This window comes from Deltaproteobacteria bacterium CG11_big_fil_rev_8_21_14_0_20_42_23 (assembly GCA_002796345.1).
Classification (GTDB): Bacteria; UBA10199; UBA10199; order 2-02-FULL-44-16; family 2-02-FULL-44-16; genus 1-14-0-20-42-23.
In genome coordinates this window covers 1-17940 of record PCXC01000066.1, presented here as the reverse complement: position 1 = coordinate 17940, position 17940 = coordinate 1, and the positions used below count along the sequence as shown (strand labels likewise).

The following is a 17940-nucleotide window of genomic DNA, read 5'->3' as shown; positions in this document are numbered from 1 at the left end:
ATATTAGACCCTAAAAAAGACCCTATTTAAGAACCTATATTAGACCCTAGATTAGAACCTAAATAATTTATAGATACTGAACCTATTTTAGAACCTATATTAGTCATGAAAAAGCACTCCTTGAAACTAAGGTTTTGTTGAACATGATCCAACAACGCTTAGTTGTTGTCTGGAATTTTTGTTGTTTTAGAAAAACATTCATTCAAAAATTTACAGGTTTCTTTTCTCGAAAAAAGAATAATTTTCTAAGCTACATGCTTTGTGCCAAGTCAATATTTTTGCTTAAAATGGCTGTTTTGTTTGAATGCCGATTGATAAAGGTGAGTCACTTGATACAACCATGTGTCAGATAGACACGTTTAAATTCAGAATTAAAAAATCATGCCTCTGGTCATCGTCACTTAGTAAAAAATGAACCTGATTTAGACCCTAATTTAGAACCTATATTAGACCCTAGTTCATCAGGTGGTTTATCGTTTTGTACAGGTTGCGGAAGGGTTTTTCCCAGTCGGTTTTTTTGTGATGGCGTCAATTTGCATATTTGCTTTGCAGAGATATTCACCACCTAATGGAGCTTCAAGTTTTATGTGAACTGATTTGGAAACGAGGGGATTGCTGAAAATAATATCATACGTTCCTGGAGAAAGTTCTTTTCGAGGTGATGGAGCGTCGAATGATGGAAGAATACCAGGAATAGAAACTTCTGATGGTGGTGTTGTGACAAATTGGACATAGAGAGGAGGAAGGGGAGTGAGATGAAATAATGTTTCTCTGTGCGGGAGAGTTTTCGAAAGGGAGAAAGATTTATTTTCTGATTGATACCCTATTTTTTCCGCTGAAATCATAATGGGCGTTTCAAGAGGAAGATCATTCAGGGTGAGGGGGGATGTTTTTTGAATTTTTGTGTCATCATACTGAATGGTCAAAGAAACAGCATCAGGGTTTGAGGTAATTTCAACATTTCCTCTTAAGGGAGAAGATGGAGAGGAAGTTCTTGAGAATGAAGCTAAACTCAAAATACTGATGGCGATTAGAATTACAAGCAACGAGAGATATATTCTCCAGTGACGCATTAAAAATAATCTGTAAGAAGACCCTGTGGTGGTTTGTGCGCCAGTTCTATCTAAACGAGTGTGCTCTGCACGAATTCTTCGTTTAGTTCCCAAGTCAAGCTGTGGAAGATGAAGGTGCTGTAAAAAACGAGCAAACGAATCATGTGTGATAACCTTTCCTGTTTCCAAACTTATGTCTCCTAAATCCCGTCGAAATTCCTCTAAGTTTTGATAACGCTGTTTCTTGTCGGGATGGAGCAGTTTTGTTAAGAGTGGACGATAGCGGTCATCAATATTTTGAAGATCAACAAATCCCTTTTGAGCTTGCTGAATGACCTCAGAATCGCTTGTTCCGTTATAGGTAGGTGTTCCCATGAGGCACTCATAGAAAATCAAACCAAGCGAAAAATAATCCGATCTATAGTCGATTTTTATTCCCATTGCTTGTTCGGGAGACATGTAACGAAACTTTCCTTTAATTTCGCCATGGACGGTGGAAACGGTTTGGAGATCCCATTTAGCAATACCAAAATCGGCAAGCTTTATGATTCCGTTGCTCGTAATGAGAAGATTTGTAGGAGAGAGATCCCTGTGAATGATGTTAAGAGGATTTCCTGTCTGGGGATCTTTAGCCTGATGAACATAACTCAAAGCTTTTGAAGTCTCGAGCATAATATAATTTGTTACTGGAAGAGGTAATGTTGTTTCAGCCGGAGCGAGATGATCAAAAATATCTTTTAGCTCAGGGCCATCAATATACTCCATGATAAGACAGGGAATCCCCTGGTCGAAGCGAAGGTCGAAGATGTTTATGATGTTCGGATATGCTGTAAGATGAGAAAGAAGGGCAGCTTCATCTTTCATGGATTGGTGAAGATGGGCACTTCTTTTTTTGTTTGTTAATATTCGCTTGATTGCGACAATACGCTGGAAACCCTGATCCCCATGGGATTTCCCAATCCATACCTCACCCATGCCACCGTATCCAATACATTCAATGGCGTAGTATCTGTCTGTAATCCAGAATCCTGATGATGTGTCAGTGTGTCGGCCCATTGTGTCAGTATGACGCATATATTGTGCAAAGAGGAAATGATTTTCCACGAGAACCACCAAAATTCAATGCCTTAGAAGGAAGCATTTTTTTGGCACCTTGTTTGCTCTTTGAAGAGCAGAAGGAGAACACATTATGAAAAGATACATCAAGGCGATTTATTATGGAGGCACGATATTATTTTTAAGTGCTCCAACTCAAGTTTTTGCTCAAGTTATTGGGGGATTTGGAGGAGATGATGTGAGTTCAACTGTTGATAGGACAATCACTTATATTCAGACCATTGGCATAGGCATTATTTCCATTTTTGTCGCGGTGAATTTTATCAAAATGGCAAGTGACGGACAAGACGGAGAGAGAGCAAAAGCACGAGTAGTCACAGGCTTTGTGGGAATAGGGGGGCTCATGCTTTTGCGGGCCATTGTTACACTTGTGCAATCACTTACTGGTTCAACAACTTTTTTTGGATTTTAACTATGAAAATAACCAATTACAAATTGATTAATACTCGCCCAAAATTTTTTGGGGTTGAATTTGCCCATGCCGTTTTTCTCTGTCTTGCCTTTGTTCTCAGTTATCTCTTTACACAGTCACTTCTGTTTGTCGCCACGTTTTGCGCCATTCTCTATTTTGTATCAAGGCTTCTCATGACCAAAAAACCACCAGAGTGGTTGGAAGATGGCTTGAAATATCATCTTGGAAAAAAAGTGTATCTCCCACTTTCAGAACGAAAGGATATTAGCAATGTCTGAGTCAGTTCAAACTGAGGCGGGAGTATTATCTCGCTTACTTCCATATTGGAAATATGATCAACATTATCTTTTTCATGATGACGGGAAAGTTACAGCGGGCTTTGAATTGCGAGGAGTTTCGCTAGAAGCTTACTCTGAAGAACAGTGCCTCCAGTTTCAAGAAGAGGTCCTCTCTTTTTTACATGTCATTCCACAAAAAGTGTCTCTCCAGTTTGTTTTTCAGATTCGTCCTTCATCGCCGTTGCTTGAAATGTTTTCAACTTATACGTCACCAGAGCCTTTTTTAGATAAGGTTTGGAAACAGACGGTTCAGCATTATAAAACTCATTCAAACATATGGCATTCACGAGTTTTTCTTTTTGTAACCTTGGTTCCAGAAACACGGAAAGAAGAAAAAACAACATGGACAAAAATAAAAGATATCCTTGGAGGAAGCTCAAGCACCTACGTATTACGAAAAACAAATATGTGGAGAAGGTCGCAAACGCAGCGTATATACCATGTTGCTGACCAAATAAAGTCAGCACTTTCTCAAATGCAAGTTAATGCACGAGAGTTAACACAAATTGATTTCGACAGATATTTATATCAACAACTTAATCCACGACGCGCAGAAAATATTCCCTATGACATTCAGTTTCGAGATGACAATGATAATGAAAGTTATGTACGAGAAAAAATAACTTTTTCCTCTTTGCAACGTTTCCCCAGAGAATTTATACTTGATGATTATATCCATCGGGTAATGTCGTTAAAGGATATTCCACAACGACAGTCCCTGGTATCGATGTCTCCGTTGTTGCAGCAGCGCGAATTTCCATTAGATATTTGTGTTGGAGTAGAAGCTTGCTCACCCGAAAATATTTTAAAAGAACTACGTAGAGCGAGAAACGTTCAAGCAAACCTCACCACAAGTGGAAAAAAAGATGAACATGCTGAGCATGAACATCGTATTCTACAAGAAACAATTCATGGATTAGTCGAGGGTGAGCATAAGGCGTTTCGAACGTCATATCAAATTCATTTTTGGGGGAGAAACGATCTTGAAATTGAAGAGATAGAAACAAATCTGAGAAGCTTGGTTCATCAGTGTTCTGAAGCAAAAGAATTGCGGGAAGAGTTTTCCTACCCAGCTTCCTTTTTTGGGATGCTTCCAGGTGGGTTTGAAAAAGTCAGAACAAAACGTGCTCTCCCGATGATATCTTCGCAAACAGTTTCGCTTTTACCTCTTTATCAACATCCTCGCGGAGCCGCTCATCCTGTGGTTTTATTCAAAAGTCGTTGCGATGAACTTACGGGTTTTGATCCTTTCGATCCTAGGCTTGCAGCATCAAATGCAATTATTTTTGGGCCTACTGGAAGGGGAAAAAGTTTTCTCGCACAGTATTTGCTCCTTCACTACACCAGAATTCATGCCAAGATGATTATTGTTGATATTGGTGGTTCCTATCGACGTTTAACTGAACTCCTTGGCGGAGTTTACATTGATCTTCAAGCGGATGGGGATTGTTCACTTAATCCATTTTTGTCTCTTCGTGGTGAACTCGAACCAGGATACTTAGGAGAACTTGCAGGTGTCGTTGAAAGAATGGTGAAGGATGAGGGCGAACAGCATTTAAACAGAGTGCAACAACATTATATTCGTAAGGCTATCAAACTGCTCTATCAAGAGAATCAAGATCAATTACATTTTCGAGGTCTGTATTCATGCTTTGAGAAACTTGCTCAACAATCAGATGACAAAGATGACAGAGCTTTGTGTTTGAATCTTGCTAAACGTTTATCACTTTGGATTGAAGGAGAAGGAGGGAAACTTCTTTGTGGAAGCCACCACATTAATTTTAATGCTCCTCTTGTTACCGTTGATTTGGCTGGCATTCCACCAGTAGGGGACTTGCAAGCAATAGTGATGCAGATTTTAGCTACCCTTATTCGGTTTCATGTGAGTCATGTTGACGGTCCAAAAATCATTTTGTTCGATGAGGTATGGAAACACCTTGGTGATCCAGCAGCAGCAACGGTATTAGATGAGTTGTATCGAACTGCACGAAAACGTTATTCAAGTGTTATTTCTATTTCACAAAAACTTGATGATTTTTTAAATCCTACCATTCAAACTTCTATCATTCAAAATAGTGACATTCGTTTTGTTCTTAAAACGATTGAAGAACTTCCCCTCTTACAAAAAGTTTTTAAATTAAATGTTCAGGAGCTTGAACTAATCAAAGGTTTGCGTATGCGCAGAGGAGTTTTTTCTGAAATTTTTGGCATGGTGGGGGAAGAGCATAGTGTTCTTCAAGTGGAAGTGACTCCCTGGATTTATTGGATGTGTACGACTCATCCCCCTGAATTACAGCTAGAAAAATTTTACCAATTTCTTTTTTCTGAAGCTGATCTTAATCAGCGCATCTCTTGGTTATCAGCGCATTTCCCGCATGGAATTACTTCAGATGAACTCGAATCTGCGAAGGCAGTAGTGAAGAGGGAGCGAGGATGAAGAAAAAAATTCTGAAATGTATTCGTATTGGGGTCATCATCTTTTCAATCTCGATACCCATGTCTGCTTTGGCTGTTTTTGGAATTGGAGACTCTGGTGATGCTGTTCTTGCTGCGATTTTGGCTGAGATTAAAAGTAATGCGATGACGCTTGAAAGTACCCTTCAAGGGATTGATTATTTAGATCGACATATTGCCGATATGCGTCGAGGATATGACGACCCCCTACATTTGGAAACGAGCAGCATCATTGAACGTGATGCTGCTATTGAACACATTCTTTCTAATGATAACAATTCGCTTCCCTTTCCCCCATTAACTCGTTCAAAAGATGCAGAAACAGCAAAACACATTATTGAAAATGTATGGGGAGTAGTAAAAGGAGAAGGAGAATTTTTTTCCTACAAAGATTATCTCGCGCATTACGCTCTTGAACATGCGACGCGCATTTATGATGAATCTCTCAACTACGCAGAGACTGGTCAAAGAATTCTTGATGATCTTGATTTTGCGAGTGAGGGAAGAGCGGCTCTTCGAAGTGCTCAAGCTGAAGCTATTCAAGTGCGACAACTTGCAAATATAGAAGCAAACCAAAGTCAGATGCTGTCGCTGCAAGCACAAGATGCATTAAATTCCAATCAAGTTGAGAAGGGTATTGTTCAATTTAGTTCTGCCTATTTGCAGATGCTGAGCAATGGTTTTCGTACTCAGGAGGAATTAGAACGATGAAGTTTTTTTTCAGTTTTTTTCTTTCAGTTTTCTTTCTTATAATGAGTCGATCAGCCTTTGCAGCAAATCTTCTCGATATGTTAGAACAGGGAGGAGGTCTCCCGCATGTCCGAGGGAGTCTCATAGCATTATGTCTTGGGATTGCTTTTTTGGTGATGGCTGTTCGAGTTACACTTTCTCCAGATGAATTTTCTTTTTCACATCTTATCATGCGATTTTTTTTAGTTGCACTTGCTTTACTCTCAGCAAAGTACATTCAGGATTTTCTTTGGTCATATGGCCAGCATCTTTCAGACAGTATTCTTCCGGGGCCATCATTATCTGAACTCAATGAGAGCCTTGAAAAACGCTCACTTGCGCTTCAACTTCAACAACATGATATCAGTGGAAAGAGTGCTATTTTCGCATTAGGAGGTTTCTTCAATTTTGTTGGATATGTTTTAGTGATGACACTTGAACATATTTCACTCACAGCATTTTTCTTTGCCTATAAATGGTTTCAAGCAATGCATGAAGTGGTGATGACCTTTCTCGCTGTTGTTGGTCCCTTCATGATTTCAGCTAGTATTATTCCGGGCATTAATGGTTTTACGAACTGGCTGAAGTTTGTGGTTTCTGTTTCACTATGGCCATTTGTTGCTTCCTTTTTTTTGAAAGCCCATTTGCTTTCTGCAATTCATTTTCTCGGGAATTCAGATATTTCTATTCTTTCAAATAACGCAGCGAATTTGTTTGTAAACATGGATGCGCTTCAGCTTATGGCTGAATCTTGTCTGTTCGGATTTTTTCTTTTAGCAACACCATTTATTTCTGCTGCTCTTGTAAATGGCTCAGCTAATGCTTTTGCCGCGGGGGGTTCTTTTTTGTTGGGAGCGGGGCCCTTGGCAGCCCTAAAGCTTCCCATGAGTATCCTCTCAACAGGGGGGCGTTTGGGGGGAAAGGGTGGGCAGGCCATTCATAGCGGTGCTGTTCTTATGCGAAACCCCCTTAAAGCTCCAAAAGTAATTGCCTCATCCGTAAAGAATGAACTTTCCGCTAGTTCCCGTTGGACACAACAAAGACGGAGAGGGAATTAATGAAAAATTTTATATCGAAATGTACTCGTGTTTTTTTCCCTCGTATTCCTGTTAATGCACGAGAACTTCATGTCCATGTTGCAAGTACCATAACTCTCATACGATGGGTTCTTCCTGCATTTCTTTTTGTTATTGTTTTTCTTACATGTGCTTATTTTCGAGTCATTTCACAACCCCCTGTGGTGATACGGGTTGATGAAGTGGGAAATGCTGAATCTATTCGTTCATTAAAACAAAACAATGAAGTGTATGATGTTGAAGTGCTCGCCTTTTCTAAAGACTTTCTCAAGGCACTTTTCGAAATAAATAGTTACACAATTGAAAAAGACCTATCGCGGGCTTTAAATATGATGACTCGCTCTTTTCAGAATGCACATACCAAAAAGCTTCGGGAGGGGAAATATTTATATAAAGTACGAAAAGCACATGTCCAACGTCTTTTTGATATTGAATATCTTCGTATTACCTCACGCAATCAAGCTGGATTTGAATTGGATGTTCGGGGCATTTTAAAAACGAAACCTCTCGATCATGAGGATGCTCCCTATGACCAAACTGGTCTTTTAGGGCAACTTTATATTGCTCGGGTTCCTCGTCATGAACGCATGCCTCAAGGCATGCTTGTGAGCAATTTCAATTGGCGGGAAGTGCCTTTGCAAGAGGTTTTGGGCGAACATAAAACTCAACCAATGGAGGAAGGTGGATTATGAAACCATTTTTCTTCCTCTTAATTTTTTCTTTCGCGACTGCTGCACATGCTTCAGAATTTTTAGTGACCCCGAGTGAAACAAATAAAATTTCAATCACGTTAACATATTTACAAGAAAGTATGTTGATACTCCCTGAGCCAGCACAGGCAATTACCGGTGTGAGTCGACCCTATTTTCAAATTGAACCAGCAGGCTCACATATTATGGTGAGACCTTTGCAAGCTCATGCAACAGGGAATCTTTTTTTACATCTTCGTGATAATACCCTTATTGCACTACATCTACAAACCTCTGAACGCTCATCAGACAACTTAGTTGAATTAAATTTTGAAAAAAAACTTTCTAAAGACTTTAACAATTCCCACTTTCAAGAAACATTTCCAAAGAATTTTCAGTTCTTCAGTCAAGAGTGGAAAGTAGAGCGATTAAAAGAACGTGTAGAGCAAGAAGGTCTTCGCATTGAACTCAATTATCTTTTGAACATGGGAAACATGGTTGCCGTTCATTTTTCACTTCAGAACAAACGTTCTCGACCTCTTGAATTAAATTCTGTGGTCTTGGATAGGCTGACTTTAGGAGGAATAAAGGGAATAAGTGTTTTGCAGGCCACACCAATTCCACATCAAATACTTCTGAGTAAAGAGGTTATCTCCAAACAGGAAAAAATAACGGGGACTCTTTTTTTTCCTTCTTTTTCTCTTGATTACGATCAGACAATTCGATTTTCTTTTCAAGAACAAGACAAAAACATTGCTGAGATAAGGTTTGTCCTATGAGTAATATAAGAGAACACCAAATTTTAAGTGAACTCGTCGAAAAACAAGACGACAGCAAACAGACCATTTTAAAGCGTTTTAGCCCTTCAAGCCACCAGTTTATTTTTATGGGCGGTGCTTTTATACTTCTTCTTCTCATTGTACTTCTTACCCTTCCGAATTCAAAACAACCCCCACAAACTTCTTCTCAGCAGTACGAAGAGCAGCTTATGGAACGGATTATTCCTCAAGAGGAAATTACTCCTGATTATTTGGAGCAATTGAGTCTTGCACAAGAAAAAGAAAGTGAACGTGATAAATCACAATTTCAACGTCAGAAAGAACGGGAAGAAAAAAATAAAATTTCAGAGGAAGAAAAAAAAACATCAAGGGAAGTTCCGCCGGTTCAGGCTAATTCCATGATGATTTTTTCTGAACCAGGATATGCAAAAGGATTTCTTTCTCTCGGATTACCTTTAGGGACGGAGCTTCCAGCGATTCTTGAAAAAACTGTCATTACTCAAGATGGAGCAGTTCCAGTTATTGCTAAAATTACGAGACCTATCGAGTGGGATGGAAAGGTGGTTATTCCCGAAGGGACTCGAGTCTTTGGCGTTACATCAGGCATGATAGAAGACCGTGTTCATGTAAACTTCACCCGCTTAGTTTTTCCTGATGGAGTTTCTCAGTCCTTCTCGGGGATTGCACTTGGAGAAGAGGGTGCTGGAGGTATAGCTGGAAAAGTGAAGAAAAAGCATCTTCAACGAGGACGTGGTGTAGTGTCGTCGGCTTTGCTTGGGGCAACCCAAGTTTTTACTCCCAGTGGAGGAGCCTTTGGTGAATTGACTCTTCGAGGGGCACATCAAGGTACATTGCGAGAAATGAATCGAGATCAGCAGTATTATCAGCGTACGGAAGCGATGCCTGTTATTACGCTTCATGCAAATACACCCATTACAATTCTCATTAACCAACAGGTATGACGATGAAACATTTTTTATTTTTTTTGGTTTTGTTATTATTTTTGAAAACTCCCCACGCTTTTGCGTTAGGTCGATTTGCAGTTGGTCCGGAATTAGGTTTTGTCTATCAAACGCACAGAGATCCGACGGGAGGAAAACTTCAGGGTGCCCCAGGGGTAGAGTTTGGGATTGGGGGGGTCTATCAGTTTGATCGCTTGTTGTCTCATCTCGCAATTGACTACGCAGTTGGGCTTGTTCAAACATCACCATTTACCTATCGAGACATTCAAATCGAAGGGGCAAATGGCACCTTTCGAGAAAATGTTTTTGCACTTCATTGGCTCCTTGGAGGGAGGTATTACTTTGGAAAACGGAAGTGGCAACCTTATGGAGGTGTTGCTGTTGGTTTCCAATATTTTCGTCGTCAAAACATAAGTTATCGAGATCGCTTCAATGGGGCCCTTCCAATTCCTCCTGTTTCTAGTTCATTTAATCTTGCCTTGGTTCCAAGTATTGGTTTGGAATATCGCCCCACATTTCGTTGGGCTATTGGCCTTGCTCTCAAACCATTTTTTAGTTTTCGTCGAACGGGAGTGGTGCCTGCGATTCAGGTACCACTTTCCATTCAGATAACATTCTAGGAGGTACACAATGGAAGCACAAAAGAAGAAGATGTTTTTTCTTAAGGAACCTGTGGTGGTGATTGACCCACAGACTAAAAAGGAAAAAACAAACTGGGTTACTGTAGGCAGAATGTTTCACCAGGAAGGGAAAAAAGGAGAAAAAGAGTCCTATAACATTCTCTTAGACCAGGAAGTTAAAATCACAGGTGATCGTCTATATGTTTATCCGATACCTGTTAAAAAAGTGCAAAATGAGGGAGTAAAGGATCAGAAGGTATGATGAATCTTCATCTTTCCAACTTTGCAGTTGGTTTTTACACTGCAAAGCTTGGACAAGATGGTCGCCCCGGAGGAAAAATAAAATTCTTTATTTTTCAAACCCTTCGCACGATGTTTGCAAAACATCATCTCCTGACCACCCCCTCCCTACGTAATGTAAAGTTATACTTTGGGATGGGGTGGTCAGGAGAAGCTACGGGTTTTTAATTCATTTGAATTACTCCGGGGCTGGGAAGGGAAGAGAGATTTTTTATTTTTTTTTATGTCTTGGGAAAGATGGTTAATCAGATGGGTTTTTTCAGTGTCTTTAATAGATTAGAGACACTGAAAAAAGCTTAGGAAATGAGGTGCTGAAAATAATCTTCCTTGATGGAGGGTGTTTATTTTCTAGCATGGTGGGGAAAAATCTTTATGTCTCAGGTTGAACTTCATGAACAGGACCTCATCCTTTTTCAAATTCTTTTGGAGCAACAATGTTTGACTTTGCAGCAACTTTTGTCTCGTTTTGCTCCTGATGAACTCAAGCTTCCTCCTCAAAAAAAGGGGGCCATGTACCATCGCTTATACCGAATGGTGAAAGCTGGGTTTCTGAAACAAATGCCATATCGAGGAAAATCTAAAGTATACCTCCTTGCAGAAAAAGGATGGAAAGAGCTAGACAAAAACCTACAAGATCATCTTCCCTGCATTCAAGATTTAGATATGAGCACAATCGAACATGACCTTCTCTGCGCCTCATTACGGTTTTATTTAGAACAACATGGAGGAAGTGAATGGAATGCTGATCGTGAATTTCGACAAGTTTCTGAGAAACTTCCTCGTGTTCCTGATGGAGCCATAGTCTGGGGAAAAAAAGATTGTTTTATTGAAGTTGAACTCTCACAAAAAAGTAAGGCTCGATATGATGAGATAGCTCAAACTTATACTGCCGATAAGGGACCCGATTATGTACTCTATTTTTATAGAGATGAAAAAACGATCTCTTATTTGCGTGAGCAAACAAAACACCATTCGAGGTTAGTTTTTTTTCCACTTGATGATGAGTTTGCTCCTCCTGGAGATTGGAAAGGCTGGCGTAAGAATCAACTCATCTCTCTTTTGGAACTGGGAGAGAATTGCTCATGAGCTTTCAAGAAACTCCTTTTGCGTGGTGGGGGATGTTCGATCTTGGTCATGCTATCGGAAAACTTATCGAACGAAAATTACCAAAGCTTGCTTCATGGTATTATACAACGATGTTGCTCCTTCTCCTGACCACCATCTGCTTTTTACTTTGGTTTTGGTACACTCACGAACTTGGCAACATCTTTCTCTCTCTTTTACATAGCGTTCATAATTTGATTCCATGGGAAAAAACAGAGACAAGAGCTGAAATACTTTTTCAGGGGGTAGCTACTTTTTTTCTCTGCATTTTTTTTCTCTTTCTTCTGAGCACATTTTTGACGAGTCCGATTTTGAAGTGGATTGAACGAAACGTGCAAGATTCACGACCTCAGTTAAAATACTTTCCCAGGAAACAATTTTTTTCAGGAAGAAAAACAGCTCCCAAAGATGCGTATTTTGCAGGGCTCAATGCGCTTACGGGAGAAAAAATTTTTCTTCCTGATGAAAACCGTATGGAACATACACAAATAGTTGGAGTAACTGGAGGAGGTAAAACCGAAGGTGGTATTGTCCCGGCTTTAATTCATGACATTATTCGTGGGAGAGGGGCAGCGGTCATTGATATGAAAGGAGATAGGTCGCTTCTTGAAAAAATTTCCGCGGCTGTTGTTGCAACTGGGAGGGAAAAAGATTTTTATTTTTTTTCTCTCTCAGATCCAAAGCGATCACATACTTACAATCCCCTGCGGCGAGGAAATGCAAGTGAAGTTAAAGATAAAATTATTTCAGCGCAAGTGTGGTCTGAGGTTTATTACAAAAAAACTTCTGAGATTGCGACACTTCAGCTTTGTCATGCGCTGAGACAATTGGGAGAAGAAATTACGTTTCACCGTTTGTTGAGTTTAATGCGGGATTTAAAATCAATCGATAAACTTCGGCAGCAGCTTGATGCACTCAAAATCAACCATGAACTTACATCACTTTTGAGTGTGCTTGATGGAAAAACACGGGATTTATCAGGACTCATGGCTGATTTCACTGCAATGGTGGGGAGTGAATTCGGAGATTTGTTAGCTCATGGTAAAGGAGAAATCGATCTTCTTGATATATATCAAAATCGAAAAATTGTATTGTTTCAATTACACACAGGACTTTATCAAGAGACGGCCATTCGTTTAGCGCGGATGATTATTCAAGATATCAAGTCTGTTTCTAATGCAATTCAAGCTTATACTGTTGCTGCAGATCGTCAGTTTTTTGGGCTCTATATTGACGAGTTTGCTTCCATTGCCTTTGAAGCTTTTATTGAACTTCTGAATAAAGCACGCTCATCAAAAATTGCTATCTCCATTGCGCACCAGTCCCTAGGGGATTTGGCGCAAGTATCAGAAGGTTTTCAAAGTCAGATTTTTGATAATACAAATACTCGAATGGTATTTCGACAAAATTCCGCAACATCACGTGATTTAATTACGAAAATGGGAGGGACAATTGAAGTGGAAAAATTTACGCATCAGACAGAACATGATGGTCGTCAGGAAAGTTTTACAGGACGTGGTTCTTCCAGGAGGGTAGAAACATTTCAAATTGATCCTAACATCATTACCGAATTACAAACTGGTTATTGTGTATTGGTGCAGCATAAGCGAACAGGAAAAGATCGAATTACTTATATGCAAAGTGATTATTTAGATATTGGATGTGAGGCCGATTTTTTAAAACAACGATTGCAAGAAGAGCCTGAAGCTCCGCTTGTTGAAGTGTTTGAGGAGGTTGGAAGTAATGACAAGCTTGATTCTTTAAAGCGAAGGATAGCTTATTATCAATGAAAAGATTTTTCTTTCTCCTTCTTTTTTCTTTCGCGGCTGTTGCACATGCTCAGGCTTTACCTGATCCAACGTATGATGGGAGCTATCTTGTTCTGCAAAATTTTGATGAGCTTGCAAAAAATTATTATGATCGCGTTCTTTCCTTGCTTCGACCAGTGCAGGGAAGGGTCTCGAGCAATTATGGTATACGACTTCATCCTCTTAAGGGGAAAAAATTCATGCACAAAGGTGTTGATATTGCTTGCCCACTGGGGACACCTGTTCGAGCAGTTCAGGATGGTAGAGTAAAATCGGAAGGATGGAATGGTGGTTATGGAAAACAAATTTTATTAGCTCATGAAGGAATTATTTCTGGTTCACGATATGCGCATTTGTCTCGTATTGTTGTAAATCCGGGGGAATTTGTTAGAGAAGGGGAAACCATTGCCTACTCTGGTGATACGGGACTTGTCACCGGCCCACATCTTCACTTTGAGCTTTTTCGTCAGGAGAAGTTAATTGATCCTGAACAGTATTTTGACCGATCAACTTCACTACAGCTTATGCCATAGAATTTGCAATTCTTATAAAAAATGGTGCTATTTCAAAAGGGTAAATAATTATTGCATATTGCAATAATTTATGTATAATGTTCTTATGATTTTACAACGCTTAGATATGGTGCATTTACTCAAAGCACTGGATAAAAGGCTTTCTTCGCCTGAAAGGATCATTCTCTGTGGAGGTGGGGCCTTAAACCTTGCTTATGGCAGCAATCGCACAACGATCGATATTGATGTGATTGCCCCTGTTCCTTTGAGTGCACAGATAAAAAAGGCGGCTCTTGAGGTAGCGCGTGAACTTGGCGCCCCTGAAGACTGGTTTAATGATGAGTGCAAAGGTTTTGCTGATTATCTTCCTCATGATTGGGAGCAACGTCTTGTACTTCTTCCTCTTGACTTGAAACGGATTGAAGTTTTTTCCTTGGGCAAAGCTGATCTTTTAACATTAAAGCTCGTGGCTGGAAGGGAACGTGATTTGCAGGATATTGAACATTTAGGGATTTTTCAGGAGGACGTTGGTATCATTCTTTCATCTTTAGACAAAATAGGACGTTTTGATGCAAAGTCGGCATTGAAAATAAGACTCTACTTGGAGGAGCTTGGCTATGACGTCTAAGCTTTTGACAATCTGGTCACGTTTAGGAGTTGGGTTTGGAAAATCTTTTTCCTGTGAAAGTTCTCTTGATCTTGAGCAAACTCTTATTGAAACTGCACGTGAAGGAAGAGATAGCTCGCGACTTTTGTTTGGGATGCGTGGATGGCTGTTGAAGCATCATGACCTGGTGAATGTGGCACGTTTGATTCGTTTGGTAAAAGCAGAAGATGACACGGCGGTGCTTGGGGCTATTCTGGAAAGTATTGTGGAGGAGTTTCCTCGCTCACTCTTATTGAGTGTGGTCAAATACTGTAAAAAAACGAAGAAGAAAAAGTTTGTTTTCACTCGTATTGAAAAATCAAAAATATTTCGAGCATTTCATCGCAGGCATAACTTAGAGATATGGAACAAATGGAATTTGATTTCGGCTGAAATGGATGATGAGCGTGGGGCTATTTTTGAAAAATCATATGTCTTTGAACACAATCAAAATCTTTTGCTTCGAGCATTGTTTAGCCCTGGTATCCGTGCTGAAGTGTTGAGCTATTTTTTTGACTACAAAGAAGGCAATGCACATCAGATTGCCCAACAAGTGGGTCTTAGCTATGAGCCTGTCTATTCAGAATTGAAAGCCTGCGAAGGCATTGGCCTGGTGAGATCCCGAAAGCAGGGAAGGGCGGTTGTTTACTCGCTTCATGACCAGGTTCACAATCTCTTGGCTCAGGCTTTCCTGCAAGCTGCATAGTTTTTCCCCTTCCTTTGTATCACGAAGTTTTGAACACGCGTTGTTTTCTTTTTTCCTCCTTCCACACCTTTTCTTGAGATCCTTCAGCGTCATGTTCAAGCAACACGCCAGAACAAGTTTTGTCATGTACTTGATGGTCATGATGGTTTCTGAAGGCTTTCAAGAAGGTGTTTGCTTTCGTGCTTGTGCCCCCGTGATTGGGTGAGGGGGCACAAAGCCCAAAAAACAAAGGAGAATCAAAAATGGAAAACAAAACACCAAAACAAGTTTACGTCGTACAAGAAGAAAAAGAAGGAAAATCACGTTGGAAATCTATCGGCGTTGCCTTCGTGAATAAAGATGGATCGCTCAATATTTTTCTCGATGCACTTCCCTTGAATGGCAAGCTACATGTGAGAGACGCAAAACCTAAAACCTAATATCAGAACATCAAAAGAGAAAGCTGCCCCCTCGCTTTCTCTTTTTTATGAGATCCCTATTCCAGCTTCCTTGAGCACGTCTTCAGAAAGAGCTACACCTTGGCAACAGTCTAAAAGACTTCCCTCAACGGCAACGGCAGGTACTCGTGTGACACCATATGCCTTTGTTCGGCATTCATCTGTTTCACAGCCTTCGTGAAGATCATGAACAATTATTTCACACTGTTCACAAGCAAGTTCTTTTATGCGTTGTAGTGCAGGTTCGCATATCGGACATCCCGCCGTAAAAATTTCAACTTTTCTTTTCTTCATCGTCTTCTCCTTTTTGGTTTGTTTTGCTAAGAAAAGTGTAAGCCCTTTACTCTGGTAGAGACTCAAGGCTTTTTTTGGTTTTTCTGTAGATTTTTGTGTTCTTCTTGACTCTATACTAAGATATAGGGTTTAGAATGGAGGCAAGATGAAACCCAAAACACTCTTTCAAATCGGAACGATTGCGAAACGGGCTGGCGTGAACATTCAAACGCTTCGTTATTATGAACGCCGCAATCTTTTGCGTCCAAGCCGGGTGAGCACATCCGGATATCGCCTTTATTCAGCAGAAGCCGTACAGACACTGCATTTTATTCAGCATGCAAAGGAATTGGGGTTTAAACTGGAGGAAATAAAGCAGCTTTTGGCGCTTCGCGTGTCTTCAGTGAACCGTTGCGAAAGTGTGCGTAAACGGGCGAAAGAAAAACTGATCGATGTTCAGAAAAAACGCAGGCTGTTACTGAAGATGGAAAAGAACCTGAAGAAACTTATTGCTGATTGTGAAAAAAATAAGTTGTCGCAATCTTGTCCCATTATTGAAAACTTGGAGGCTTTCTCATGAAAAAGATTTTTCTTATTACCTTTGAAGCTTGTCCGAATGCCAAAAAAACGAAGACGCTGTTAGACGAACTTGGGGTAGCATTTACCTGGATCAAACAGGAGCTTTTGGAACGTGACCATCCATATCAACAGTATTCCTCTCCAAGTATTCTCAGAGGGGATGAGCTGGTGTTTGGAGCAGAGCTCGCGAAAGGAAGCAGTGGATGCTCACTAGAACTACCGAGCAGGGAATTGCTTCAAGAAAGATTGGGCGTCGGCAAGGAAACAAAGCGAAAGAAAAAAGGCAAGAGCGCTTTTCTTTCAAGTATTGGATCTTTCGGAGCGGCATTCACCGTTGGTTTTTGTCCACTCTGTATTCCTGCGGTGGCAACACTTTTTTCGGCTTTAGGATTAGGTTTTTTACTTCACGTTGCGGTGCTTCAGTCCATTTTAGTTTTTTTTATTTTTCTGACGCTGCTCGGACTGTATTGGTCCTATCGGAAAGAACATCATCGTTTTCTCCCATTTCTTGCAGGGCTTATCATGAGTGCCGCGCTTTATGTCGGAAGATATGTTTTTCTTGAAGCAACGTTGAACCAAGTGCTCCTGTACGGTGGAATCGTGGGCATGATTTCCGTTGGTATTTGGAATATGCTGCTTCGGAAACAGTCCCGTTGTTCTGCTTGTGCTTCATCCTCAAAGTAGGCCATTTCTTTCTCGAGTTGTATCTTTTTTCCTCCAGCCACTGCGCTTTCAAGCCTGCCCGCGCGTCGTAGCAGAAACAATGCCAACGAAAAGATGTTGTCATTGTTTCTGCTTTAACGGCTTTTGCTTGTCATCCTTGAAGCTCCGCTCGTGGTGACGAGATGTGTTCCCCTGGATGGGTGAGGGAACACATCAATCATCACCACAAAGGAGAAACAAATGAAACAAGATCTCAAAAACAAATTGCAGAAGCAGGAACTCAAAGAAGATACACTTCAACAAGACGATGCGCCTCAAATTTATGTTGCTTGCCTTGCATCTTACAATGCTGGTCGGTTACATGGCTCGTGGATTCCTGTCGAAACGAAAGAACAAATCCAAGAAGACATTCAAAAAATATTACGAACTTCTCAAGAGCCCTTTGCTGAAGAGTGGGCAATTCATGATTTTGATGGGTTTGGAGGGGCTCAGCTATCAGAATATGAAGACTTTGACGCGCTAGTAACACTGAAAGAACTCATTGAAGCACATGATGAAACGTTAGTGGGAGCTCTCTATAGTTATCTCTCCGGAGGAGTGGAGGAAGTAGAGAAGGTGCTTCAAGATCAATATCTTGGTTGCTTTGAATCAATTGAAGACTATGCAATGGACTACATTGAGTCGA

At 40.4% G+C, this 17940-nt stretch carries 22 protein-coding genes; 20 read left to right on the top strand and 2 right to left on the bottom strand.

Annotated elements, in window-relative coordinates; translation table 11 throughout:
• Positions 1-470 precede the first annotated feature (470 nt).
• Positions 471-2126 carry a hypothetical protein gene (locus COV43_07850; GenBank protein PIR24940.1) on the bottom strand — a complete coding sequence of 552 codons (1656 nt, stop codon included), beginning with the start codon at positions 2124-2126 and terminating at the stop codon, positions 471-473.
• Positions 2127-2241: 115 nt separating this feature from the next.
• Between COV43_07850 and COV43_07845 the strand changes: the two genes are divergently transcribed.
• The 17 genes from COV43_07845 (at position 2242) to COV43_07765 (ending at position 15722) form a co-directional block, all read left to right on the top strand.
• A complete protein-coding gene (locus COV43_07845; protein PIR24939.1) occupies positions 2242-2580 on the top strand; it encodes a hypothetical protein in 339 nt (112 codons plus the stop codon).
• A 2-nt stretch (positions 2581-2582) separates the two neighbouring features.
• Positions 2583-2858, top strand: coding sequence for a hypothetical protein (locus COV43_07840; GenBank protein ID PIR24938.1), 276 nt, complete (start codon positions 2583-2585; stop codon positions 2856-2858).
• The gene (locus COV43_07835; protein ID PIR24937.1) at positions 2851-5355 is read left to right on the top strand and encodes a hypothetical protein; all 2505 of its coding nucleotides are present in this window, start codon (positions 2851-2853) and stop codon (positions 5353-5355) included. The genes COV43_07840 and COV43_07835 overlap by 8 nt, the downstream gene beginning before the upstream one ends.
• The gene (locus COV43_07830; protein ID PIR24936.1) at positions 5352-6083 is read left to right on the top strand and encodes a hypothetical protein; all 732 of its coding nucleotides are present in this window, start codon (positions 5352-5354) and stop codon (positions 6081-6083) included. Before COV43_07835 ends, COV43_07830 begins: the two co-directional genes overlap by 4 nt.
• Entirely contained in the window at positions 6080-7159 is a 1080-nt protein-coding gene (locus COV43_07825; protein ID PIR24935.1) for a hypothetical protein, read from the top strand. Before COV43_07830 ends, COV43_07825 begins: the two co-directional genes overlap by 4 nt.
• Positions 7159-7869 carry a hypothetical protein gene (locus COV43_07820; GenBank protein ID PIR24934.1) on the top strand — a complete coding sequence of 237 codons (711 nt, stop codon included), beginning with the start codon at positions 7159-7161 and terminating at the stop codon, positions 7867-7869. The genes COV43_07825 and COV43_07820 overlap by 1 nt, the downstream gene beginning before the upstream one ends.
• Positions 7866-8645 carry a hypothetical protein gene (locus COV43_07815; protein PIR24933.1) on the top strand — a complete coding sequence of 260 codons (780 nt, stop codon included), beginning with the start codon at positions 7866-7868 and terminating at the stop codon, positions 8643-8645. The genes COV43_07820 and COV43_07815 overlap by 4 nt, the downstream gene beginning before the upstream one ends.
• Positions 8642-9607 (top strand): hypothetical protein, encoded by a 966-nt coding sequence (locus COV43_07810; GenBank protein ID PIR24932.1) that lies wholly within the window; start codon positions 8642-8644, stop codon positions 9605-9607. Before COV43_07815 ends, COV43_07810 begins: the two co-directional genes overlap by 4 nt.
• Positions 9608-9609: 2 nt before the next feature.
• Complete coding sequence (locus tag COV43_07805) at positions 9610-10227, top strand: hypothetical protein (protein ID PIR24931.1); 618 nt, start codon at positions 9610-9612, stop codon at positions 10225-10227.
• A 10-nt stretch (positions 10228-10237) separates the two neighbouring features.
• A complete protein-coding gene (locus tag COV43_07800; protein ID PIR24930.1) occupies positions 10238-10489 on the top strand; it encodes a hypothetical protein in 252 nt (83 codons plus the stop codon).
• Positions 10489-10695, top strand: a complete 207-nt coding sequence (locus tag COV43_07795) for a hypothetical protein (GenBank protein ID PIR24929.1) — start codon at positions 10489-10491, stop codon at positions 10693-10695. The genes COV43_07800 and COV43_07795 overlap by 1 nt, the downstream gene beginning before the upstream one ends.
• 162 nt (positions 10696-10857) lie before the next feature.
• Positions 10858-11613, top strand: a complete 756-nt coding sequence (locus tag COV43_07790; GenBank protein PIR24928.1) for a hypothetical protein — start codon at positions 10858-10860, stop codon at positions 11611-11613.
• Entirely contained in the window at positions 11610-13421 is a 1812-nt protein-coding gene (locus tag COV43_07785) for a hypothetical protein (GenBank protein PIR24927.1), read from the top strand. Before COV43_07790 ends, COV43_07785 begins: the two co-directional genes overlap by 4 nt.
• Complete coding sequence (locus tag COV43_07780; GenBank protein ID PIR24926.1) at positions 13418-13972, top strand: hypothetical protein; 555 nt, start codon at positions 13418-13420, stop codon at positions 13970-13972. Before COV43_07785 ends, COV43_07780 begins: the two co-directional genes overlap by 4 nt.
• Before the next feature lie 70 nt (positions 13973-14042).
• Positions 14043-14579, top strand: a complete 537-nt coding sequence (locus COV43_07775) for a hypothetical protein (GenBank protein PIR24925.1) — start codon at positions 14043-14045, stop codon at positions 14577-14579.
• Positions 14569-15303, top strand: coding sequence for a hypothetical protein (locus COV43_07770; GenBank protein ID PIR24924.1), 735 nt, complete (start codon positions 14569-14571; stop codon positions 15301-15303). Before COV43_07775 ends, COV43_07770 begins: the two co-directional genes overlap by 11 nt.
• Positions 15304-15500: 197 nt before the next feature.
• On the top strand, positions 15501-15722 hold the full coding sequence (locus tag COV43_07765) for a hypothetical protein (GenBank protein PIR24923.1): 222 nt from the start codon (positions 15501-15503) through the stop codon (positions 15720-15722).
• A gap of 45 nt (positions 15723-15767) precedes the next feature.
• Here the strand turns inward: COV43_07765 and COV43_07760 are convergent, their stop codons facing one another.
• Complete coding sequence (locus COV43_07760; GenBank protein ID PIR24922.1) at positions 15768-16034, bottom strand: glutaredoxin; 267 nt, start codon at positions 16032-16034, stop codon at positions 15768-15770.
• Between the two features lie 145 nt (positions 16035-16179).
• On the opposite strand from COV43_07760, the gene COV43_07755 reads away from it, so the two are divergent.
• The 3 genes from COV43_07755 to COV43_07745 all read left to right on the top strand — a co-directional run.
• Positions 16180-16593: a hypothetical protein gene (locus COV43_07755; protein ID PIR24921.1), complete on the top strand. Its 414-nt coding sequence runs from the start codon at positions 16180-16182 to the stop codon at positions 16591-16593.
• On the top strand, positions 16590-17276 hold the full coding sequence (locus COV43_07750) for a hypothetical protein (GenBank protein PIR24920.1): 687 nt from the start codon (positions 16590-16592) through the stop codon (positions 17274-17276). Before COV43_07755 ends, COV43_07750 begins: the two co-directional genes overlap by 4 nt.
• Positions 17277-17495: 219 nt before the next feature.
• On the top strand, positions 17496-17940 hold a 445-nt coding region (locus COV43_07745), incomplete at its 3' end, for a hypothetical protein (GenBank protein PIR24919.1).